The following is a 21,972-nucleotide window of genomic DNA, read 5'->3' as shown; positions in this document are numbered from 1 at the left end:
AATTGCATTCTCAACAAATTGAAGTAACGCAATAGCGCGCCAACTACACGCGAAGGTTCGGACCGAACCAATTCAAGGCCGGCCGCCTCTCCCTTTAGAGAGCGCAAGCTGCCGAAAAGCCCGAAATACTCCTTGCTGTCGACAACAATCAGAAACGAGTTGAATCGAAAATCACTCGATTGCTTTCGGCTTTCTGTTAAGAATGTGCCCGTCTTGCGGTTCGGGATGAGGAGGCTGCGGTGAAAGCCGAGCACTGGAGAGCGAATTCAGGTTGTGTCCAGGCTCGAAGGTGGCTCGGCGCCATGGCCGTGCTGCTCGGCGTCTGCGCCGCCTTCGTCAACGGGACAGCGATAGCCTCCGCGGACGGCACCGCATCGGCGGGCTCGTCCTCCTCGTCGACCGGCGGCCCGGCCAAGCCTTCCGGCAGCGACACGAACACCAAGTCGTCAACGTCGGCAGGCGCCGATGCCAACGCGCCGACCGCCCCCGCCAAGGTGAACCCGGCCACGAAGACCAAGCCTTCGTCGTCGTGGGGGCGCAGCGACAAGTTGGCCGGTATCGGCACCCTGCCGTCGTCGACCACCAAGAAGAGCAAGCTGCCCAAGATCGGCGACCAGCCAGCGCCGACCGGTATCGCCGACAATCAGGCGACGCCGCAGCGCGATGCGACGGGTTCGACGCCGGTCGCGTCGTCTGCTGGCGCGGCCGGCGCTGAGCCCGCGGCCTCGGCCGCCTCCGGCACCCCGGAGACGGGCACCTCGGCCGCGGAGGGTACGACCCCGCAGGGCGATGCAACGACGGTGCAGAACGGACAGAGCGGCGCCCAGAACACGGACACGCTGCGCCGAAGCGCGGCGAAGACGGCTGCGGTTCCGCACTTCCGGCGGCTGACCCTGCCGTCCTCGCCCGCGACGAAGACCGCACCGGCGACCGGCAATACCACGACGAGTGCGTTGCGCAGCGTCGACGTCGGCACCGCCCTGGCCAGCGCGGGAACCGCCACGAAGGCCGCACTCGCGTCCGAAACGGCAACTGCGGCAACCGAACTAGGCGAGCCCGCGACCATGCCGGTAGCAGTTGCGACCGCGCCGGCTCCGGCAAAACCCGGCGTCGCAACGTCGATCCGCAACCTTGTGGCTTCGATCACCACCTCTCTGACCGGGACGCCGTCCAACCCGATCTCCGATGTCTTGCAGGGCGCCTACCTGTGGATCCGGCGCAGTTTCTACAACCAGGCACCCACCCTCAAGCCGGTGCAGACCACCGGCCAGGTCAGCGGTCCGATCACGGGCACACTGGGGGCAGCCGACGCCGAAAACGACCCGCTGAAGTACCGCATCGTCCACCAACCACTGCACGGCACCGTAGCGATCAACCCCGACGGGACCTTCACCTATACCCCGGGCTCCGGCTTCGACGGCACCGATGTGTTCACCGTTTCGGCCACCGACACTCGATCTCACGTGAACCTCGCCAACCTGAAGCAATCCCACACCGTCGAGGCGAACGTCGACATCCAGCAAGGGCCGGACCTGCACCAGCTCGATTACTCGTTCACCTACGGAAAAGGCGCGAAGTACTGGACTCCGCAGGCAAGAACGGAATTGGAATACGCGGCCAAAGTGCTTTCGACCTACTTCACGGTGACGTCGCCGGTGACGCTCAACTACGACGTCACGGGCAGCTACTGGCTGAAATACATTCGCAAGACCAAGTGCGACTTCGCGGACTGCTCGGAGCTCGCCTCCGCCTTGAGTCCGCCGGTCCGCGAAGCCCCCGGCTTCTACGACACCGTCGTCCAGAACAAGATCACCACCGGCGTGGACGCCAACGGTTCCGCTCCCGACGGCGAAATAGACTTCAACTTCGCATACCGCTGGGGCATGGGTGACACAGTCAGTCGGACTCAGTACGATTTCGTGTCCACAGCGATGCACGAAATGTTGCACACCTTCGGATTCGCATCGAAGGTATCGGAGCCGGGCGAGAACACCGGCCAAACGTGGAATATCTTCGACCAGTACATTTCGGACTCGACCGGTAACCGGGCGATCGACAGCACTGATTACAAGTGGAACTCCACTTTCGATCCGAACTTGGAGGGCGACAACGGCGGCCTCTACTTCGCCGGACAAAACGCAGAAGCCGCATATGGCGGACCAGTCCCGATCTACACACCGAAACCGTTCTCGGCCGGCAGCTCGATATCACACCTGGACGACGACACTTTCACCAACAAAGACCCGGACGCCGCCAACGCCATGAAGCTGATGAACTCCGCGACGCCCAAAGGGCTGGGTGTGCGCACCCTCAGCGCCGTCGAGATCGGGATCCTCGAAGACCTCGGCTACACCATGGGTGCCCCGGTGGCGTCATCACCGCAGCAAGACGTGCAAGACGTCGCGTAGCAGCCTCAGACCGGCAGCAGCCCGTCGATGACCTCGGCAAGCTGCTTGGCGTTGCGGCACTCGTGCATCGGGATCACGTCCTGATAGCGCGGCACCGCGGAATCGCCGCTGCCCCACAGGTGCCGCGGCTCTGGATTCAGCCAGTGCGCGTGCCGGCTCTCGGTCACCATCCGGTGCAGCACGTCGACCTCGGGATTGCGGTAGTTGTTGCGCCCGTCGCCCAGCACCAGCAACGAGCTGCGCGGTGACAGCACCGTCGGGTACTTCTCGGTGAACGAGGTGAACGCGTGGCCGTAGTCGCTGTGCCCGTCGCGGGTGTAGACGCCCGACTCCCGGGTGATCTGCTGTACGGCCATCGCGAGGTCCGCCTCGGGACCGAACAGGTGAGTCACCTCGTCGGTGGTGTCGATGAACGCGAACACCCGCACCCGCGAAAACTGCTGTCGCAGAGCGTGAACGAGCAGCAGGGTGAAGTGGCTGAAGCCCGCCACCGAGCCGGACACGTCGCACAGCACCACGAGTTCCGGACGCGCCGGACGCGGCTTGCGCAACACCACGTCGATCGGCACACCACCGGTGTTCATCGACTTGCGCAGCGTCTTGCGCAGATCGATCTCACCGGCTCGGGAGCGACGACGCCGCGCCGCCAGCCGGGTGGCCAGAGTCCGCGCCAGCGGTGCAACCACACGTCGCATCTGGCGCAGCTGCTCGCCGGACGCACGTAAGAACTCGACGTTCTCCGACAACTGCGGGATGCCGTACATCGCCACGTGGTCGCGACCCAGCTGCTCGGCGGTGCGCCGCTTGGTCTCGGCTTCCACCATCTTGCGTAGCCGCGAGATCCGCTGTGACGCAATCGCTTTGGCGATCTGCTCTTGTGAGGGACTCGGCTCTTCGCCGTACGGCGCGAGCAGCCCGGCCAGCAGCCGGCCCTCCAATTGGTCCAGCGCCATCGCCTTGAGCGCCTGATACGACGAGTACGACGGCCCGCGGCTCGATGTGTACCGACCGTAGGCCTCGACGATGTGCGCGACGAGCGCCGCCATCCGCTCGTCGCGACCTTCCGGATCTCCGGTGCCCTTGAGCAGTTCGACGAGCTGGGCCCGCAACTCGTCGATGTCGTCAGGTGACGGGGCGTCGTCGTCTTCGACAACGACCGCGGCACGGGTGCCCAGCGCCGCCGGGAACCACAGGTCGAACATCGCGTCATAGGTGTCGCGGTGATCCGGCCGGCGCAGCACCGCGCAGGCGATGCCCTCACGAAGCGCATCGCGGTCACCCAGTCCCAGCACACTCATCACCCGGCCGGCGTCGACCGTCTCCGACGGACCGACCGAAATACCTTGTGCCCGAAGCGCTTCGACGAACCCGACGAGATGGCCGGGGATGCCGTGCGGCGCGAGCGGCTGCGGCGGGCGGGTCCGGCGAGCGGCCATCAGTTCAGCCTCAACTCCCCCGCCGCGCGGTTCAGGTCGGACTGGTGCTTGAGCACCACGCCCAGCGTCGACGCGATGGTCGCGTCGTCGATGGTGTCCAGTCCCAGTGCCAGCAGCGTGCGGCCCCAGTCGATGGTCTCGGCCACCGACGGCAACTTCTTCAGCTGCATGCCGCGCATCACGCCGATGATGCGCACCAGCTCCTCGGCGAGATGTTCGGGAAGCTCGGGAACCCGCGACAACAGGATCCTCCGCTCGAGATCGGGGTCGGGAAAGTCGATGTGCAAGAACAGGCATCGGCGCTTGAGCGCTTCGGACAGCTCGCGGGTGGCGTTGGAGGTCAGCACGACGAACGGCGGCCGCTCGGCGACGATGGTGCCCAGTTCGGGAACGGTGACCGCGAAGTCGGACAGCACCTCCAGCAGCAGGCCTTCGATTTCGATGTCGGCCTTGTCGGTCTCGTCGACCAGCAGCACCGTCGGCTCGGTGCGGCGGATCGCGGTCAGCAGCGGACGCGACAGCAGGAACTCCTCCGAGAACACGTCTGTCTTGGTGTGCTCCCAGTCGCCACCGCCGGCTGAGCCGGCAATCCCATCACGGCCAGCTTGGATGCGCAGGATCTGCTTGGCGTGGTTCCACTCGTACAGTGCCCGAGACTCGTCGACGCCCTCATAGCACTGCAGCCGCACCAGCCCGGAGCCGGTGGCCTGCGCCACCGCCCGCGCCAGTTCGGTCTTGCCCACACCGGCGGGACCTTCGACCAGCAGCGGCTTGCCCAGCCGGTCGGCGAGGAAAACCGCTGTGGCGGTTGCGGTATCGGGCAGATACCCGGTCTCGGCGAGCCGACGTGCCACGTCGTCGATGTCGGCGAACAGCGGCGCGGGCCGCGCTGGGACGCTCATTCTTCTCCTGTCAGGCGGGGCGGGTATGACCGTCGCCCCACACGATCCATTTGGTCGAGGTCAGTTCGGGCAAGCCCATCGGACCTCGCGCGTGCAGCTTCTGCGTCGAGATGCCGATCTCGGCACCGAAGCCGAACTGCTCGCCGTCGGTGAACGCGGTCGACGCGTTGACCATCACCGCGGCCGCATCCACCTCTTCGGTGAAGCGTTGCGCCGCAGCCAGATCCCGCGTCACGATCGCCTCGGTGTGGCCGGTGCCGTACTCGTTGACGTGGCCGATCGCGGCGTCGAGTCCCTCCACCACCGCGACCGCGATGTCCAGCGACAGGTATTCGCGGCGTAGGTCGTCTTCGCCCGAGTGAATGGTCACACCGGCCGCTTCCAGCGCGCCCTTCAGCCGCGGCAGCGCCGCGTCCGCGATCGCCGCGTCCACCAGAAGTGTCTCGGCGGCATTGCAGACGCTGGGCCGACGGGTCTTGGCGTTCAACAGAATTCGTTCCGCGACGTCGAGATCGGCGGCCTCGTGGACGTACACGTGGCAGTTGCCGACGCCTGTCTCGATGGTGGGCACCTGCGCATCACGCACCACCGCGTCGATCAATCCGGCGCCGCCACGCGGAATCACGACGTCGACCAGCCCGCGGGCCTGAATCAAATGCGTCACGGTGGACCTGTCTTCGGCGGACAACAGCTGCACGGCATCAGCGGGCAGGTTCTCCGTGGCCAGCGCGGCGCGCAGGATGTTCACCAGCGCGGTGTTGGAATGCGACGCCGACGAGCTGCCGCGCAGCAGCACCGCGTTGCCGGACTTCAGCGTGAGGCCGAACGCGTCGACGGTCACATTGGGCCGGCTCTCGTAGACGATGCCGACCACCCCGAACGGCACCCGCTGCTGGCGCAGTTGCAGCCCGTTGGGCAGGGTGCGCCCACGCAGCACCTCACCGATCGGGTCGGCCAGACCAGCGACCTGTCGCAGGCCGGCAGCGATGCCGTCGACGCGCTGCGGGTTCAGCGCCAGCCGGTCTAGCAGCGCCTCCGAGGTGCCCGCGGCCCGCGCCGTTTCGAGATCCTCTGCGTTGGCCGCCAGAATCTGATGCATGTGCGACAGAAGCGCGTCGGCCGCGGCGTGCAGCGCGCGGTCCTTGTCAGCGGTGGACAGGGTGGCCAGCACGCGAGAAGCGACCCGCGCGCGCCGGGCCGCGTCGTGAACATGCTGGCGCAGGTCGCGCAGTGTTTCTGCCTGCACAGTCATTGATCCAGGTTAACCTGGCTGCCGTGACCCGCCTGTGCGTGGTCGGCAGCATCAATACCGATCTGACGTTCACTGTCGATGCACTACCTCGGCCAGGCGAAACCGTGCTGGCGTCGGCGCTGACGTCCGCCCCGGGCGGCAAGGGCGCCAATCAGGCGGTGGCCGCGGCCCGTGCGGGTGCCGATGTGCAGTTCGTCGGTGCGGTGGGCACCGATCCTGCGGGCGCGGTGTTAATTAACCACCTGCGCGACAACGGCGTGGGCACCGACGGTGTGATCAGGGTGCCCGGGCCCAGCGGCACAGCCGCGATCACCGTCGGCGCCGACGCGGAGAACATGATCGTTGTCGCCCCCGGCGCCAACGCCCACCTGGTGCTGGACTCTGCAGAGATGCGCGACGTCGTCGCCAACGCCGACGTGGTATTGGTGCAGCTGGAGATTCCGAGCGCGACGGCCGTGGCAGCGGCCCGCATCGCTCGCTCGGCCGGGGCCACTGTGATCGTCAACGCGTCGCCGCCCAGCATGTCGCCGGCGGTGGCGGAGCTGTCCACGTTCGCCGACGTGGTCGTCGTCAACGAGTCCGAAGCTCGCGCTTGGCAATGGCCGGTGCCTCACTTGGTGATCACCCGCGGCGCACGCGGCGCACGCCACGTCGCCGACGGGACGCAGGTCGATGTCTCCGCGCCGTCCGTCGAGCCGGTCGACACCACCGGGGCGGGCGATGTGTTCGCGGGTGTGCTGGCCGCGGACTGGGCGGCCGGCCCTGATCGCGCGCTCAGGCGAGCGTGCGCCGCCGGTGCGCTCGCGACGTTGGTGCCCGGTGCGGGCGACTGCGCGCCGTCCGCTGAGACAATCGACGACGCGGTGCACTGAGCTGAGCCGGCCGCGAGCGTGAACTCATTGCGACGACACGCCGGGCGGGTGCGCAATGGTTTCACGTTCGCGGACGAAGAAGCTAGTCCTCTGGCACTTCGCGTTCGATCTCGTCGAGCCAGGTGCGCGCTGACATGTCCGACGGCGCGCGCCAGTCGCCGCGCGGCGACAACGACCCGCCATGAGACACCTTCGGGCCGTTCGGCAGCGCCGAGCGCTTGAATTGGCTGAACGAATAGAACCGTTCACAGAACACCTGCAGCCAGTGCCGAATCTCCTTGAGCGAGTACGACGGCCGCTTGTCCGGCGGGAAGCCGGGGGGCCAGTCTCCGCGCTCGGGATCGCTCCACGCGTGGTATGCGAGGAAAGCGATCTTCGACGGCCGAAAGCCGTACCGCAGCACCTGAAACAGTGAAAAGTCCTGCAGCGAGTACGGTCCCACCTTGTCCTCGGTGCTTTGCAGTTCCTCTTCCTCGCCGCTGGGCACGAGCTCCGGACTGATCTCGGTATCGAGCACGGACTGCAGCACGTCGCACACCTCGGCGTCGAACTGGCCCGACGAGATGACCCAGCGAATCAGGTGCTGTATCAACGTCTTCGGCACACCGCCGTTGACGTTGTAGTGCGACATCTGGTCGCCCACCCCGTAGGTGCACCAGCCCAGTGCCAGCTCCGACAGGTCGCCGGTGCCCAGCACAATGCCGCCGCGTTGGTTGGCGAGCCGGAACAGGTAGTCGGTGCGCAGACCCGCCTGCACGTTCTCGAACGTGACGTCGTAGATTTTTTCGCCGCGCGCGAACGGATGGTCCATCTCCTTGAGCATCTGTTCTGCCGTCCCGCGGATGTCGATCTCCTCGAACGTCACACCCAGTGCACGACACAGCCGAATCGCGTTGTTCTTGGTCCTTTCACCAGTCGCGAAACCGGGCAGCGTGAACGCGAGAATGTCGCTGCGCGGCCGGTTTTCGCGGTCCATCGCCCGGGCGGCGACGATCAGCGCGTGCGTCGAGTCGAGACCCCCCGATACGCCGATCACCACCTTGGGGTAGTCCAGCGCACGCAGCCGCTGCTCCAAGCCGGCCACCTGGATGTTGTAGCCCTCGTAGCAATCCTGTTCCAGCCGTTCGGCATTCGACGGCACGAACGGGAACCGCTCGACGCGCCTGCGCAGGCCGATGTCACCGCCCGGAGGGTCGAGCCGAAACTCCAGACGGCGGAACGCATCTGACACCGACGCGTGATGCCGCCGGTTGTCGTCGAACGTGCCCATACGCAGGCGCTCGTTGCGCAACAGCTCCAGGTCGACGTCGGCGACCGAGTGCTGCGGCCCCTTGGGGAAGCGCTCGGTGTCAGCCAGCAACCGACCGTTCTCCCAGATCATCGTCTGCCCGTCCCACGCCAGGTCAGTGCTGGATTCCCCCTGCCCCGCCGCGGCGTAGACGTACGCGGCCAAGCAGCGCGCCGATGCCGAACGCGCAAGCAGGCAGCGGTCTTCGGCGCGTGCGATCGTGATCGGGCTGCCGGACAGGTTGGTCAGCACGGTCGCACCGGCCAGCGCGGCCTGAGCGCTCGGCGGCACCGGCACGAACATGTCCTCGCACACCTCGACATGCACCACGAAGCCGGGCACGTCTGACGCCGCGAACAACAGGTCGGGGCCGAACGGTACCTCTGCGCCGCCCACCCGGATGACCCCGCGCACGTCGTCACCCGGCGCCAATTGACGACGCTCGTAGAACTCCCGGTAGGTCGGCAGGTACGACTTGGGCACCACACCCAGCACCCGGCCGCGGTGAACCACGACCGCGGTGTTGTAGACCCGGTTGCGGTAGCGCAGCGGTGCGCCCACCACGAGCATGGGCAGCAACTCCGACGACGCGTCCACCACCGCGGCCAGCGCGTCCTCGACCGCGTCCAGCAGCGCGTCTTGCAGCAGGATGTCCTCGATCGAGTACCCGCACAGGGTCAGTTCCGGGAAAACCGCCAGGGCGACGGCCTCGTCGTGACATTCCCGTGCCATCTGTAGCACCGACTCGGCGTTGGCGGCCGGGTCCGCGATCGCAGTGCTGATGGTGCAGGCGGCCACGCGGACGAACCCGTGCCGGTACGCCGAGTAGAAGTCCATGACCACATTGTTGCCCCCAACCGTGCGCGGATAACCCACGACTGGGTAAGCAGATGCCATGACCAACACCGCCCTGCTCGTGATCGACATGATGAACACCTACGAGCATGCGGATGCGGAGAAGCTGACGCGGAACGTGGAAAACGTGATCGATCCGCTGGCCGAGCTGATTTCGCGAGTCCGTGAGCGCGAGGACATCGACCTGATCTACGTCAACGACAACTACGGTGACTTCACCGCCACCCAGCGCGACATCGTTCAGTCTGCGCTGGAGGGAAAGCGGCCCGACCTGGTCAAGCCAATCGCACCTGACCCGGGGTGCCGCTTTTTGACCAAGGTGCGCCACAGCGCGTTCTACTCCACTCCGCTGGAATATCTTCTTGGCGGCCTCGACATCGATCGGGTGATCCTCACCGGCCAAGTGACCGAGCAGTGCATTCTCTACAGCGCGCTTGACGCCTATTTGCGCCATTTCTCCGTGGTCGTCCCGAAAGACGCCGTCGCGCACATCGACAGTGAACTCGGCGAGGCCGCCCTGCAGATGATGGCGCAAAACATGAGCGCGGAAATCGTCACCGCGGCCGACTGCCTCGAATAGTTCGCCGACGTCGGAGCCCCCGACGTGGTATGAGGAGGTAGTGACGCACGGTCCCGGCACCGATCCGGGCGGTCATCGCACCACACAGGTGCTGCCATTCGTCGGCGACGGCGAGATGGCGGCGCGCATGCGTGCGTTCAATTGGGCGGCAAGTCCTCTCGGGCCCGCAGCGAAGTGGCCACAGAGCCTCAAGACCGCGGTCGGGATCTGTCTGAGCTCGCGGTATCCGATGGTGATTTGGTGGGGCCCCGACCTTGTGCTGCTGTACAACGACGCGTGGGTGCCGATCCTCGGTCCCGAGAAGCACCCGGCGCTGGGGCTGCCAGGGATGCGGGTGTGGCCTGAACTGTGGCACATCATCGGCGCCCAACTGCACAGCGTTCTTGCCACGGGCCAGGCCACCTTCTCCGCCGACCAACTGCTGGCCCCGATGCGCTTCGGCCATCTCGAGGAGTCGTATTTCACGTACTCCTACAGCGCGATCCGCAACGAGCTCGGTGCGGTCGCCGGAGTGTTCACCGCGGTCACCGAGACGACGCAGCGGGTGCTGTCGGACCGGCGGCTGCGCACGCTGCGGACGCTGGGCGAGAAGACCGCCATGGCGGCGACCAAAGGCGCGGCGTCCGTGGTAAACGTCTGTGCGGCGGCCATGGAGGCGTTGGCCGGCGACCGCGCCGACATCCCGTTCGCCGCGATATACATGCTGCATCCCGGCGACCCGGTGGCACACGTGGTCAGTTCGATGGGAATCGCCGACGAAACGGTGCTGTCGGCCGCGGTGTACGGATCGACCGCCGGGCTGGTGTTGCGCGACATCGTCAACACCGGAGCCTCTACGGTTTTAGACACCATGCCCGAATCCTGGGCGGCGGCGATGACGCCCGGTGCAAGTCCGGTGGGTGACGCGCCGCCGGAGATCGCGCTGATCCTGCCGGTGCAGGCCGGGGGCGACGACATGCCGGCGATCGTGATGGTGGCGGGCGTGACGCCGTACCGCCGCCTCGACGACGACTTCCGCGGCTTCTTCGATCTGGCCACCGCACAGATCAGCCGCGCAATCGTCGACGCGCAGGCATACGAAACAGAACGCCGCCGCGCCGAGGCGCTGACCGAACTCGACCGCGCCAGAAGCGAATTCTTCGCCAACGTCAGCCATGAGCTGCGCACCCCGCTCACGCTGATCGCCGGTCCCGCCGAGGATGCTCTCGCCGATGTCGACCAGCCGCTCACCGGCACACAGCGCGAGCGCCTGGAAGTGATACGACGCAACGCCGGTCGGTTGCGCCACCTGGTCGACGACCTGCTGGACCTGTCGCGGCTCGAGGCCAACCAGCGCCAGCCTGAGTTGGAGCCCGTCGACCTCGCGGCCGCCACCCGCGAACTCGTCGCGTCGTTCGCGCCGGCGGTGGCACGGGCCGGTCTGGGCTTGCGGGCTGAAATCGAACCGCTGCCGCGACCGTTCCCGGTGGACGTCGCCATGTGGGAGAAGATCGTCCTGAACCTCCTGTCCAATGCGGTCAAGTACACGCTGGCCGGCCACATCCAGGTGCGGCTGCACCACGACGACGGCCGCGTGGTGCTGTCGGTCCGCGACACGGGCATCGGTATCCCGGCCGACGAGCTGCCGCGGCTCTTCGAACGGTTCCACCGGATCCGTGGGCGCACCGGACGCAGTCACGAAGGCGCAGGCATCGGGTTGGCGCTGGTGGCTGAACTCGTGCGGCTGCATGGCGGCACCGTCGACGTCGACTCCCGCGAAGACCAGGGCAGCGCATTCACTGTCACACTGCCCTATCCAGTGGCGTCCGACCCCGCCGTCACCGACTCGTCACCGCGGCTGGCGCGCGCGTACGTCGACGAGGCGCTGCAATGGTCCAGTGACAGCGCGCAACCCGCCGACGCTGACAGGGCCGAGGCCGACGCCACGGTGCTGGTGGTCGAGGACAACGCCGATATGCGCACGTTCATCACAAAGGTGCTCTCGCCGCACTGGCGCGTGCTGCAAGCCGTCGACGGCGCCGAGGGCCTCGAGATTGCCCGGGCTCATCGCCCCGACCTGGTGTTGACCGACGTGATGATGCCGCGGCTGGACGGGTTCGAGCTGCTGTCGGCCCTGCGGGCCGAGCCGCGAACCGCGTCGCTGCCGGTGGTCTTCCTGTCGGCCCGTGCCGGCGAGGAGGCCGCCGTCGGGGGTCTGGCCGCAGGCGCCGACGACTACTTGCCCAAGCCGTTCTCGACTGCCGAGCTGCTGGCCCGCGTCCGCTCGAACCTCGAGATGGCCCGGCTGCGCAACCGCGAGTCGGCGTTTCTGCGCACACTGATCGATTCCATGCAGGAGGGCTTCTTCCTGTGCGACGACAACGGAACCATTGTCGAAGCCAACCACGCGTTCTTCGCGCTCACCGGCTATGACGCCGCAGACCTGCCGTATCCGTGGCCGCAGCCGTGGGTGCCACCGCAGGACGCGGACCCGGCCGGTTGGACCGCCAACGCGACCGCGTTCGAACAATGCCAGCGCGACGGCCGCGGCCACTTCATGCTGCCGTTCCGGCACAGAGACGGCCACACGGTGTGGGTTGCCTGCTCCGCGGGCAGCGTCGGTGACCCACACACCGCGGAGCGGCTGTTCGTCGGCACCGCACGCGACGTCACCGACGAATGGCTGAAAAGCCGTCGAGACGCGGCACTTTCCCGCTTCGCCGCCGCAATCGCCGGAGTCGAGTCGTCCACCGAACTGCTAAAGGTGGCGGCCAAGCAGCTGGGCACCGAGTTGGCCGCGCGCCGGGTACTGGTGGCCCAGTGGAGCCGCGGCATCGACCGGCCGGCGGTGCTCGGCTGGCCGGACGCGCAGGCCGAGCGCACAACGCTGAACGTGCTGGACAGTGCACGGCGCCGACAACCTTCGGCCGCGACCATCGTTCCCGGCGACCACGACACCGTGCTCCTCGCCGCCCCGCTCGGCAGCAGCGGCTCAGCGGCGATTGCCGTGGAGTTCGGCGCGGCGCGTGACATCCGCCCCGAGCATCGCGCCTTGTTCGACCTGCTGACAGCTCAGCTGGCTCAGGCGCTGATCACCGCGCGCGAATACGAGCAGACCCGTGCCGTGGCCCTCACGCTGCAGCACGCGATCCTCGGGCCTACGCAGCTGCCGCACGGGTTCGCCGTGCGCTACACCCCGGCCGTCGAGCCGTTGGAGGTCGGCGGCGACTGGTACGACGTGATCACTCTCGACGAGAACCGCATCGGGCTGGTCGTCGGCGATTCCGTCGGCCGCGGGTTGCCCGCCGCTGCCGTGATGGGTCAGCTGCGGTCGGCGGCGCAGGCGCTGCTGCTGCGCACGCCTCGACCCGCGCAGGCGCTCAGCGACCTGGACAGTTTCGCCCGCCGGCTTCCGGCGGCCCGCTGCACCACGGTGTTCTGCGCGGTGATCGACCTGGCGAATGCGACCGTGCGCTACAGCAGTGCCGGCCATCCCCCGCCGGTGCTCGTGGACCGCACCGGCTCCCGGCTGCTCGACCACGCGCAATCGGTGCCGCTGGCCGCCACCGAGAGGGTGTGGTCACGGCCCGAGGCCGAACTGTCGCTGCTGCCGGGTGCGACGCTTCTCCTCTACACCGACGGGCTGATCGAGCGCAGACACGAGTCACTGCAGGTGGGTATCGATCGGGCGGCCACCGCGCTGGATCGCTACCGGCACAGCCACCCGGACTTCGTCGCCGATCATGTGGTGACCGAGCTGGCGCCCCCGGGCGGGTTCGACGACGACGTGGCCGTGTTGCTGTACCGGCACCCGCCGGCGTCGCTGCGTCTGCGGTCTCCGGCGCAACCGGCGAGCCTGGCCACCATCCGCGACCAGCTTCGCCGCTGGCTGCCCGCCGCGGCTGTCAACGCCGAAACCGCTGAGGAGGTTCTGCTAGCTGTGGGAGAAGCCGCGGCGAACGCCACCGAACACGCGAGCCGGGCGGCGGATCATCAGGTTCAGCTGACCGTCACCGCACAGCTGTCAGACGCCCATCTGGCGCTGACCGTCGCCGACGACGGGCACTGGCACGAGCCGCCCGCATCGCAGGCTCACCGCGGACACGGCATCGCGCTGATGAACGCTTTCGTCGACACCGTCGAGATCACGCAGACGGGACACGGCACAACCGTGAGGATGCTCAAGGAGCTGCACTCATGACCGAGGGGCAATTTCGGCTGGCGGTCAGCGCCAACGGACAACCGCCCGTCGTCGTCGCGACCGGAGACATCGACCTCGCCAACGTCAACCAGTTCGAGGACGTGCTGGCCAAGGCCGCCGCCGACTCGTCCGCAATCACCGTGGACCTGTCCGAGGTGTCCTACTGCGACAGCGCCGCGGTGCGCGCGCTGTTCACCGTCGCGGCCAGCACCGATCTCGCGCTCATCGTCCGTGCGACAGGTCCGATCAAGACCCTGCTGTCGGTATCGGGCCTCGATCGCGTCGCCACCGTCACCACGGCTGCCGAGTAGCCGATGTCCGGCGCCGAATTTCACCCGCGCAAGTACCCCCAACTGTTCGCGTTGCTGCATCGCATCCTGGACCGAGTGCACCGCGACATCCCCGAGGCGATCGGGCTGGCCATCACCGTGCACGGCAGGCGCTACAGCGACGGGCCGGTGGTGGCGGCGGCCTCCGGCGGGGGGTCCGACATTGTCAGCGCGCAACTGTCGGGCCTCGGCGGCCCGCTGGCCGATGCGCTTCGGTACGAGGTACCGGTGCTCAGCCTCGACCTGTGGACGGATGACCGCTGGCCGGAGCTGACACTGGAGGCGATGACGATGCGGGCGCCGCAGGACCGTGAGACCTGGGAGCGGGTTCGCGGCGCCGCGGTGGTTCCGGGGCTATGGGAAGACGGCGGCAACATCGTGATCTCGTGTCTTCTCGACCAGCCGGCGACGGCAGCGACGGTAGCGACGCTGATCAGCTACGAACGCCTAGTCAACGCGGCGTTTGTGACCAACGCCGTCCAGAACGCCGCCGGCATCGAGGACATGCTGGCCATCCTGCAGTCCCGCGGGGTGATCGAACAGGCCAAGGGCGCGATCATGGGATGCATGGGGTGTGACGCCGACCAGGCCTGGAACGTTCTGCGCCGCGCGAGCCAGGACTTCAACGTGAAGGTCCGTGGGCTGGCCGTCGCGCTCGTCGAGCACATCAGCGGCGCACCCGCCGAGCAGCCCGCATTCAGCGCGCCGATCGTCCCCGACCGGCGCACGCGCCACGCCGCTGAGATGACGTGGGCGGCGCTGTCACGGCCGGCCCGGCCGGTGCCATGAACGCACCGGAGCTCTTGGCGGCGTTGCAGGGACGCCGGATCGCGGTGCTGACGGGTGCGGGACTCTCCACCGATTCGGGCATCCCCGACTACCGAGGGCCGGACTCGCCGCCCAGCAACCCCATGACGATCCAGCAGTTCAGGTCGGATCCGGAGTACCGGCAACGGTATTGGGCCCGCAATCACGTCGGCTGGCGGCACATGGACCGGACGGCTCCCAACGCCGGCCATCGTGCGCTGGCCACACTGGAGCGCGCCGGCGTCGTCACCGCAGTGATCACTCAAAACGTGGATCTTCTGCACACGAAGGCAGGCAGCCGCAGAGTGGTCAATCTCCACGGCACCTACGCGCAGGTGGTGTGTCTGGATTGCAGGCACACGATGACGCGCGCGCATCTCGCCGAGGTGCTGGAGGCGCTGAACCCCGCGTTCGACTCGGCCGCCGACGGGCTGGCGGTGGCACCCGACGCCGATGCAGTCGTGGCCGACACGTCCTCGTTCGTGATCGCCGACTGTCCAGCATGTGGCGGCATGCTCAAACCCGACATCGTCTACTTCGGCGAGAGCGTGCCGAAAGACCGTGTGGCGCAGGCGTATTCGTTCGTCGACGAGGCCGATGCGCTGCTGGTCGCCGGATCGTCGCTGACCGTGTTCTCCGGATACCGGTTCGTCCGGCATGCCGCCGCGCGAGGCATTCCGATCGCGATCGTCAACCGCGGCCGCACCCGCGGCGACGACCTGGCGACGGTGAAGGTGGACGCCGGATGCTCGCCGCTGTTGACGCTGCTTGCCGACGAGCTGGCCGTGGGCGCAGTGGCGTGACGGAACAGATCCGCTCGCCGATGGCCGGCACGGTGATTGCCGTCGACGCCGAGATCGGCCAGACCGTGGCCGCCGGCGCGGTACTGGTGGTGGTCGAGGCGATGAAGATGCATCACTCGCTGCGTGCGCAGCACAGCGGACGAGTCGAGGACATCCGCGTCAAGCAAGGCGACATCGTCGCCGCGGACGACGTGGTGGTGGTGCTGGAGCCCGCCCACTCCCCCGCGGCCGCCGGAGCACCGACGCGCCAGGCCGATCCCGGCGCAATCCGCCCCGATCTGGCGGAGGTGCATCGGCGCCGCGGCAAGCTGCTCGACGAGAACCGGCCTGAGGCCGTGGCGCGCCGCCACTCCCGCGGCATGCGTACCGCGCGCGAGAACATCGCCGATCTGACCGACGGCGGGCTGCTTGTGGAATACGGCGGCTTGGCCGTCGCGGCGCAGCGGGGACGGCGCCCCGTCGCCGAGCTCGAGGACGCGACGCCGGCCGACGGCGTGATCACCGGGCTCGGTCGCGTGAACGGCGCGGTGTTTCCGCCGGAACGGTCCACCTGTGCGATCGTCGCCTACGACTACACCGTGCTGTCGGGCACGCAGGGCCACTTCGGTCACCGCAAGACGGATCGGATTTTGCAGCTGGCCCGTCGGCATCGCTATCCGGTGGTGTTGTTCGCCGAGGGTGCCGGTGGCCGACCGGGCGACACCGACGCTCCGAACGTCGCAGGGCTGCACTACACCACGTTCGCCGAGATGGGTGCGCTGTCCGGGGTGGTGCCGCTGGTCGGGGTGGTGGCCGGCCGCTGTTTCGCTGGTAACGCGGCACTGCTGGGCACCTGCGATGTCATCATCGCCACCGCCGACGCGACCATCGGCATGGCCGGTCCGGTGATGATCGAGGGCGGCGGCCTGGGCAGCTTCACCCCGGAAGAGGTAGGCCCTATCGACGTGCAGACCCGCAACGGCGTGGTGGACATCGCGGTGGCCGACGAGGCGGAGGCGGTGGCCGCCGCGAAGCGCTACCTCGCGTATTTCCAAGGCGCAGTTGAGGATTACGAGGTGGCCGACCAGCGGGCGCTTCGCCACCTCGTGCCGGAGGACCGCCAGGCTGCTTATGACGTCCGCGCGGTGGTGAACGGGCTGTTCGACGTGGGGTCGGTGCTCGAGTTGCGGCCTCGGTTCGGACGCTGCGTCGTCACCGCGCTGGCGCGCATCGAGGGCCGCGCCGTCGGGGTGATTGCCAACGATCCCGCCGTGCTGGGCGGCGCGATCGATGCCGACGGCGCCGACAAGCTGGCCCGGTTCCTGTCACTGTGTGACGGCTTCGGCCTTCCTGTTGTATCTCTGTGCGACACACCGGGATTCATGGTTGGGCCGGAGGCGGAGAAGAGAGCGACGGTGCGGCACTTCGCTCGGCTGTTCGTGATCGGCGGCCACCTCAGCGTGCCGATGGTGACGATCGTGCTGCGCAAGGGGTACGGACTGGGTGCGATGGCGATGACGGCCGGATGCTTCCACAGCCCCGCGGCCACCGTGGCGTGGCCGACCGGCGAGTTCGGCGGCATGAATCTCGAAGGCGCGGTGCGCATCGCAGCGCGCGACACGCTGGCCGCGATCGCCGACGAGGCGCAGCGGCAGAAGACCTACGACGAACTGCTGGCCGCTGCGTACCGGCAGGGCAGTGCGTTGAACACCGCGGCGCACTTGGAGATCGACGACGTGATCGATCCGGCTGACACCCGGGCGGTGATCGCGGCGACCCTACTGTCGGCGCCGGCGCCGACCGCGGATGGCTGGGCCAATCCGGATCGAAGGCCCGGCATCGACACGTGGTGATGCCTCAGGCGCCGCCGCTGACGTGGTCCCAGCGCATCTGCACTTGCGTTCCGGCGCTTGACGTCTCGATGCTGACGTGGTCAGCGAGGGCTTTCATCAACGGAAGGCCGCGGCCGCGCGAGCTGCTGGGCGCTCTGGAAGCCGGTGGGCGCCAGATCCCTTGGTCGGCGATAGTGACCGTCATGGTGTCGGCGCCGGCGTCGTAGTGCGCGCGCAGATCCATCGTCCTGGGCCGATTGTTGTTGAGGTAGGCGAACTCTGCGGCGTTGGCCAGCGCTTCGTTGATGGCCAGCACGAGATCGCTGGAGCGGATCGGGTCCAGATTGAAGAAGCGCTCCAGCCAGCCCGCGAACTCTTCCCGGATGCGACAAGCACTTTCAGGATCGGCCGTGACGCCAACACGCTCGAAACACTGAGCGTTAGCGACGTCGGCGCGTGACACGGATTCGATCATGGCAGACGCTTGACTACCCGATCATGTCGCTTTCTACGCCGGCTTCTTACGCACTCAAGGCCGACAGCGCTTCGTCGCGGGTGGCGTACAGCTTGATCAGGTCGGCGATGCCGACGAGCTTGAGGGGGCGGCTGGTTGCCGGACCGTCTGCGACCACGCAAAACCGGACGTCCGGTGTCACTTCGTCGTGCACAGCGACCAGCACGCCCATGCCTGCGGAGGCCAAGAAATCGATGTCAGTGAAATCGATCACCAGCCCCGCTGGCTTCTGCTCGAGAGCCGCGCGAATCGCCTGCTCCAACTGCGGCGCCGTCAGCATGTCCACTACGCCGGAGGCCGACACGACAGCCACGCGGCCGACCCATTCCTCATTGACAATGCAGCTCGTCGCCTTAGTTGCCTGTTGTTCGTCCACAGTCGAATTCTCCTGATGTCCCGGACGCTCGCGCGGCTGCGGTCTGAACCTGCACGTTCATGTGTTTCGGCCTGCACCGATGATGGTGCACCTAGAAACAGGGTAACGCAGACGCCTGCGGTTATCGTCTTGCTGGCCTGTCAGAAGGGTAAGGGGGACTATTTGCGGGGTTGGTCAGTGCATCTTGCGAGGCCTCATCCGGTGGTCGCTGCTCCGCCACCGGCGGTGGAGGCTTGGTGGCCGCCGCCTGTTGGCTTGATAGTCACCCAGGATGGCCTTGCTCAGCTTGCGCTCGTCGTCAACGGTGGGCTCATGCATTCGATGCTCCGGCTCGTTTACTTACTCCTCGTCGACCGAATCCTCATGTGGGCGCCCGGACTGAAAACGCCAAATCGCGTGATCGAGTGCGATCACGTCCCACTTCTTGAACTCAGCGGCGGCCTTGACCAAGGCAGCTGCCTTCCTCTCCCCGACGGCGGTCTCTGTCGCCTTTATCGCCGACGCGATGTAGCGCTTGATCATCCGATCCGGTTTCACGCCGCTGACTGTGGCATCAGGGTCGTCATCGCGAATCGGCGGCGAGGGGTAATCGGTCGAATCATCGGTGCCACCGTTGCCAGGGAGGACTTGGGCGAGCATTAGGAAGTAGGTCCATGAGATGCCGGATTTCTGGCCAGGAACGGACTGCCAATCTGCCTTGATGTTGGCCAGCCGCCGTTCGCGTTCAGCCATACGCAGGTCATGAGCGGTCCACACATTGTGTTTAGCAAGAATGTGTGCCTCGAGCAGAACGGCTTCGGACTTGAGGATCCCGCTACGAGTAGACGTGCGCTGACTGTTTCCGAGCTTCGCCGCCCACCCCTCGGGCCCGCCGAGGTGTTCGAACGTACCCATAAGCTCAAGAACGCTATCGGCGTCTGCGTTGCCTGCCTGCCCGACGCGGTACGACCGATAGCGCTTAACCAGATTGGCGACGCCCTGGTATTTAACGCCGATCGAAAACACGGAATCAATGACACACAACGCCAAACTTCCCGGATAGCCGTCGGGCGAGTACCAAAGGGCAGGTTCTCCAAGGTCCCTTTCAAGCGCGGCGATGACAGCGACTAACTCCTCGTCTGTGTAGTCGTTAGCCACTCCTCGCCCCCATATAATTGTCGCCGCGCATGTTACTCGAACCGATTAAAGCATCGACCTCTGTAGCCCGAATACTTTCGCCTCGGATGACTAAGACGGTCGATCACAGAGGCAGTAGTCTCACCCGTAACCGCGTCTGCGGTCTCAGCCGTAGGTGGTGCGGGCGGGTATCCGATTTCAACCACGTTTGCGCTCATCCTAATTGCGGAAGAAGACCTCTGGCGCGCAGCCTGATTTCGCCTACTGTCGAAAGTGTGGACAGCGAGGTGATCACCAAGGCGGTACAGCTCGCGTGCCGGGCTCCGTCTCTCCACAACACCCAGCCCTGGCGCTGGCTGGTCGGGGTCAACAAGGTCGACCTCTTCGAGGACCCCACGCGCGTCGTCCGGTCCACCGACAGCTCGGGGCGGGAAGCGGTGATCAGTTGCGGTGCCGCACTCGGACACTTCCGCGTCGCGATGGCCGCTGCGGGCTGGAACACGCACGTCGACCGCTTCCCCAACCCCAACGAGCTCGACCACTTGGCCGCAGTTGAGTTCTCGCCCGCCCAGTTCGTCACCGCCGCCCAGCGGGACCGCGCCGACGCCATTCTGCGCCGCCGCACAGACCGGCTGCCGTTCGCCGCGCCCGAAAGCTGGGACGCATTCGAGGAGCTGTTGCGGCCCACGGTCGATCCCACGATGGCCAAGCTGGACGTGTTGCCCGACGATGCCCGTCCGGCGCTGGCCGAGGCCTCGCGACTGACTGAATCGCTGCGTCGATACGACCAGTACTACCACGATGAATTACATTGGTGGACACAGCCTTTCAGCCTCTTCGAGGGTCTGCCCCACAGTGCTCTGGTGTCCGAGGAAGAGAACGCCCGGGTGGAAGTGAACCGGCACTTCCCGGCCGCGGGCCACGGTGAACGCCGCCCGGACCTGCCGGTCGACCAAGCCAAGATTCTGGTGCTGTCGACACCCGAGAACACCCGCACCGACGCCCTCAATTGCGGCGAGGTGCTGTCCACCGTGCTGCTGGAGGCGACGATGGCCGGCCTGGCCACCTGCACGCTGACCCACATCACTGAAGTACCGGAGAGCCGCGAGATCATCACCGGCCTCACCGGCGGTACCGGCTTTCCACAGGTGTTGATCCGCGTCGGCATGGTGCCGGCGCTCGAAGAGACTCCGGCGCCCACGCCGAGGCGCCCGTTGAGCGAAGTCATGCAAATTCGCCGCTGATTTCGGGAGGTAGTCATGAAGGCGCGAGTTGGTGACTGGCTGGTGATCAAGGGCACCACTGTCGACAAGCCCGACCAGCGGGGGCGCATCGAAGAGGTGCACTCCGACGACGGCTCGCCACCCTACGTGGTGCGCTGGGTCGCCACCGACCATGTTGCGACGGTCTTTCCGGGTCCCGACGCGCTGATCGTCACACCCGAGGAACAGGAGGCCGCCGAGCAGCGGGCCAGATCCCGCGGATAGCGCTGTCGCGCAAGCTAACTGGACCGAGCGACGATCACCGGCGTGTGCGCGGCGTGCACCACGGCGCTACTGACCGAGCCGAGCAGCATCCCCGTGAAGCCGCCGCGGCCGCGGCTGCCCACGACCACCAGCTGAGCGGTCTCCGAGCGCTCGATCAGATGGCGTGCGGGATGGTCCCACACCACCACCCGCCGGACCGCGACGTCGGGATAGCGCTCCTCCCAGCCGGCCAGCCGCTCGGCCAACGTCTTGTCGGCCGCTGATTCGAGCGCTGACCACTCCAGGCTGGACAGGTTGGCCGCGTCCGTGTCGTTCCAGGCGTGCAGCGCCAGCAGATCGGCACCGCGCCACGACGCCTGATCGAACGCGATGGCCGTCGCCGCTTCGGATGCGGGTGAACCGTCGACGCCCACCAGCACGGGCCACTCGGATCGGGCCGCGACTTCGTCGTGGATCACGGCCACCGGGCAATGGGCGTGTTGGATCAAGCCGCTGCTGACCGAGCCCAGCAACGTCCGCCGCATCGCGCCTTGACCACGACAGCCCACGACCACCATGTCGGCTGCGGCGGACAACTCGACGAGCGTCGGGACGGCCGCCGCGAACACCGTCTTGGTATGCACTTGCGGTCGGCGCACGGTCTCGGTGCGTTCGACGATCTTGGCGGCGTCGTCGAGCACCTGGCTGGCTTCCTCTTGTTGCCACTGCTCGACGGAATCGGGAACCGGGGCCACCGGCCATGCCAATGCGGCCGCACCGGCCATCGTGGTGCCTCGCACGTGGACGAGCGTGAGCGGCAGTTTGCGCATCGCCGCTTGCTGCGTGCCCCAGCGCACCGCGGCGTTGGAAGGCGCCGAACCGTCGACACCGACGAGGATTCCCAACCGCGTGGGGGTCATGGGGCGCACCTCCCTGTGAAAGGCATTCTGTCAGCGACTCTAGGAGCTCTACCGCAG

At 67.1% G+C, this 21,972-nt stretch carries 18 protein-coding genes; 10 read left to right on the top strand and 8 right to left on the bottom strand.

The annotated features are described in order from the left end of the window. Positions 1-302 precede the first annotated feature (302 nt). Positions 303-2,408: an Ig-like domain-containing protein gene (locus AC5Y4N_RS14870; protein WP_499911194.1), complete on the top strand. Its 2,106-nt coding sequence runs from the start codon at positions 303-305 to the stop codon at positions 2,406-2,408. A gap of 5 nt (positions 2,409-2,413) precedes the next feature. Here the strand turns inward: AC5Y4N_RS14870 and AC5Y4N_RS14865 are convergent, their stop codons facing one another. Genes AC5Y4N_RS14865 through AC5Y4N_RS14855 form a run of 3 tightly spaced genes read right to left on the bottom strand, consistent with a single transcriptional unit; the run spans position 2,414 to position 5,998 of the window. Further along, positions 2,414-3,844, bottom strand: coding sequence for a vWA domain-containing protein (locus AC5Y4N_RS14865; protein ID WP_499911196.1), 1,431 nt, complete (start codon positions 3,842-3,844; stop codon positions 2,414-2,416). Continuing rightward, positions 3,844-4,746: an AAA family ATPase gene (locus tag AC5Y4N_RS14860; protein ID WP_499911198.1), complete on the bottom strand. Its 903-nt coding sequence runs from the start codon at positions 4,744-4,746 to the stop codon at positions 3,844-3,846. The genes AC5Y4N_RS14865 and AC5Y4N_RS14860 overlap by 1 nt, the downstream gene beginning before the upstream one ends. A gap of 10 nt (positions 4,747-4,756) precedes the next feature. Next, positions 4,757-5,998 (bottom strand): glutamate-5-semialdehyde dehydrogenase, encoded by a 1,242-nt coding sequence (locus tag AC5Y4N_RS14855; RefSeq protein ID WP_499911201.1) that lies wholly within the window; start codon positions 5,996-5,998, stop codon positions 4,757-4,759. 23 nt (positions 5,999-6,021) lie between these two features. Here AC5Y4N_RS14855 and AC5Y4N_RS14850 point away from each other — a divergent pair, with 23 nt between their 5' ends. Next, positions 6,022-6,870, top strand: a complete 849-nt coding sequence (locus AC5Y4N_RS14850) for a ribokinase (RefSeq protein ID WP_499911205.1) — start codon at positions 6,022-6,024, stop codon at positions 6,868-6,870. 82 nt (positions 6,871-6,952) lie between these two features. On the opposite strand, the gene AC5Y4N_RS14845 is transcribed toward AC5Y4N_RS14850, so the two are convergent. Then, positions 6,953-8,995: an NAD(+) synthase gene (locus tag AC5Y4N_RS14845; protein WP_499911276.1), complete on the bottom strand. Its 2,043-nt coding sequence runs from the start codon at positions 8,993-8,995 to the stop codon at positions 6,953-6,955. Positions 8,996-9,053: 58 nt separating this feature from the next. On the opposite strand from AC5Y4N_RS14845, the gene AC5Y4N_RS14840 reads away from it, so the two are divergent. The 6 genes from AC5Y4N_RS14840 to AC5Y4N_RS14815 are packed head-to-tail and all read left to right on the top strand — an operon-like array spanning position 9,054 to position 17,544. Continuing rightward, a complete protein-coding gene (locus tag AC5Y4N_RS14840; RefSeq protein ID WP_499911206.1) occupies positions 9,054-9,593 on the top strand; it encodes a cysteine hydrolase family protein in 540 nt (179 codons plus the stop codon). Positions 9,594-9,633: 40 nt separating this feature from the next. Beyond that, a complete protein-coding gene (locus AC5Y4N_RS14835; protein WP_499911209.1) occupies positions 9,634-13,773 on the top strand; it encodes a SpoIIE family protein phosphatase in 4,140 nt (1,379 codons plus the stop codon). Beyond that, a complete protein-coding gene (locus AC5Y4N_RS14830; protein WP_499911212.1) occupies positions 13,770-14,084 on the top strand; it encodes an STAS domain-containing protein in 315 nt (104 codons plus the stop codon). The genes AC5Y4N_RS14835 and AC5Y4N_RS14830 overlap by 4 nt, the downstream gene beginning before the upstream one ends. Positions 14,085-14,087: 3 nt before the next feature. Then, positions 14,088-14,891, top strand: coding sequence for an ANTAR domain-containing protein (locus tag AC5Y4N_RS14825; RefSeq protein ID WP_499911214.1), 804 nt, complete (start codon positions 14,088-14,090; stop codon positions 14,889-14,891). After that, positions 14,888-15,712 carry an NAD-dependent protein deacetylase gene (locus AC5Y4N_RS14820; RefSeq protein ID WP_499911278.1) on the top strand — a complete coding sequence of 275 codons (825 nt, stop codon included), beginning with the start codon at positions 14,888-14,890 and terminating at the stop codon, positions 15,710-15,712. The genes AC5Y4N_RS14825 and AC5Y4N_RS14820 overlap by 4 nt, the downstream gene beginning before the upstream one ends. Next, positions 15,709-17,544 (top strand): carboxyl transferase domain-containing protein, encoded by a 1,836-nt coding sequence (locus AC5Y4N_RS14815; protein ID WP_499911215.1) that lies wholly within the window; start codon positions 15,709-15,711, stop codon positions 17,542-17,544. Before AC5Y4N_RS14820 ends, AC5Y4N_RS14815 begins: the two co-directional genes overlap by 4 nt. A gap of 4 nt (positions 17,545-17,548) precedes the next feature. Here the strand turns inward: AC5Y4N_RS14815 and AC5Y4N_RS14810 are convergent, their stop codons facing one another. The 3 genes from AC5Y4N_RS14810 to AC5Y4N_RS14800 all read right to left on the bottom strand — a co-directional run bounded on the left by AC5Y4N_RS14810 (position 17,549) and on the right by AC5Y4N_RS14800 (position 19,550). After that, complete coding sequence (locus AC5Y4N_RS14810) at positions 17,549-17,998, bottom strand: ATP-binding protein (protein ID WP_499911217.1); 450 nt, start codon at positions 17,996-17,998, stop codon at positions 17,549-17,551. Positions 17,999-18,044: 46 nt separating this feature from the next. Beyond that, positions 18,045-18,413, bottom strand: coding sequence for an STAS domain-containing protein (locus AC5Y4N_RS14805; protein WP_499911218.1), 369 nt, complete (start codon positions 18,411-18,413; stop codon positions 18,045-18,047). A 339-nt stretch (positions 18,414-18,752) separates the two neighbouring features. Next, a complete protein-coding gene (locus AC5Y4N_RS14800) occupies positions 18,753-19,550 on the bottom strand; it encodes a DUF8548 family protein (protein WP_499911221.1) in 798 nt (265 codons plus the stop codon). 254 nt (positions 19,551-19,804) lie between these two features. On the opposite strand from AC5Y4N_RS14800, the gene AC5Y4N_RS14795 reads away from it, so the two are divergent. Both AC5Y4N_RS14795 and AC5Y4N_RS14790 read left to right on the top strand, forming a co-directional pair. Then, positions 19,805-20,773: an Acg family FMN-binding oxidoreductase gene (locus AC5Y4N_RS14795; RefSeq protein ID WP_499911222.1), complete on the top strand. Its 969-nt coding sequence runs from the start codon at positions 19,805-19,807 to the stop codon at positions 20,771-20,773. A 15-nt stretch (positions 20,774-20,788) separates the two neighbouring features. Beyond that, positions 20,789-21,016, top strand: a complete 228-nt coding sequence (locus AC5Y4N_RS14790; protein WP_499911224.1) for a DUF1918 domain-containing protein — start codon at positions 20,789-20,791, stop codon at positions 21,014-21,016. Positions 21,017-21,030: 14 nt separating this feature from the next. On the opposite strand, the gene AC5Y4N_RS14785 is transcribed toward AC5Y4N_RS14790, so the two are convergent. Then, positions 21,031-21,915 carry a universal stress protein gene (locus tag AC5Y4N_RS14785; protein WP_499911226.1) on the bottom strand — a complete coding sequence of 295 codons (885 nt, stop codon included), beginning with the start codon at positions 21,913-21,915 and terminating at the stop codon, positions 21,031-21,033. Positions 21,916-21,972: the final 57 nt, after the last annotated feature.

The organism is Mycobacterium sp. NGS19 (genome assembly GCF_059813155.1).
The sequence above is the reverse complement of the archived record's forward strand: the minus strand, read 5'-3'. Positions and strand labels throughout refer to the sequence as shown.

Coding starts and splice junctions, on each gene's coding strand:
- AC5Y4N_RS14870 (WP_499911194.1), top strand. CDS start 303: ATGGCCGTGCTGCTCGGCGTCTGCGCCGCCTTCGTCAACGGGACAGCG.
- AC5Y4N_RS14865 (WP_499911196.1), bottom strand. CDS start 3,844: ATGGCCGCTCGCCGGACCCGCCCGCCGCAGCCGCTCGCGCCGCACGGC.
- AC5Y4N_RS14860 (WP_499911198.1), bottom strand. CDS start 4,746: ATGAGCGTCCCAGCGCGGCCCGCGCCGCTGTTCGCCGACATCGACGAC.
- AC5Y4N_RS14855 (WP_499911201.1), bottom strand. CDS start 5,998: ATGACTGTGCAGGCAGAAACACTGCGCGACCTGCGCCAGCATGTTCAC.
- AC5Y4N_RS14845 (WP_499911276.1), bottom strand. CDS start 8,995: ATGGACTTCTACTCGGCGTACCGGCACGGGTTCGTCCGCGTGGCCGCC.
- AC5Y4N_RS14840 (WP_499911206.1), top strand. CDS start 9,054: ATGACCAACACCGCCCTGCTCGTGATCGACATGATGAACACCTACGAG.
- AC5Y4N_RS14830 (WP_499911212.1), top strand. CDS start 13,770: ATGACCGAGGGGCAATTTCGGCTGGCGGTCAGCGCCAACGGACAACCG.
- AC5Y4N_RS14825 (WP_499911214.1), top strand. CDS start 14,088: ATGTCCGGCGCCGAATTTCACCCGCGCAAGTACCCCCAACTGTTCGCG.
- AC5Y4N_RS14820 (WP_499911278.1), top strand. CDS start 14,888: ATGAACGCACCGGAGCTCTTGGCGGCGTTGCAGGGACGCCGGATCGCG.
- AC5Y4N_RS14810 (WP_499911217.1), bottom strand. CDS start 17,998: ATGATCGAATCCGTGTCACGCGCCGACGTCGCTAACGCTCAGTGTTTC.
- AC5Y4N_RS14790 (WP_499911224.1), top strand. CDS start 20,789: ATGAAGGCGCGAGTTGGTGACTGGCTGGTGATCAAGGGCACCACTGTC.
- AC5Y4N_RS14785 (WP_499911226.1), bottom strand. CDS start 21,915: ATGACCCCCACGCGGTTGGGAATCCTCGTCGGTGTCGACGGTTCGGCG.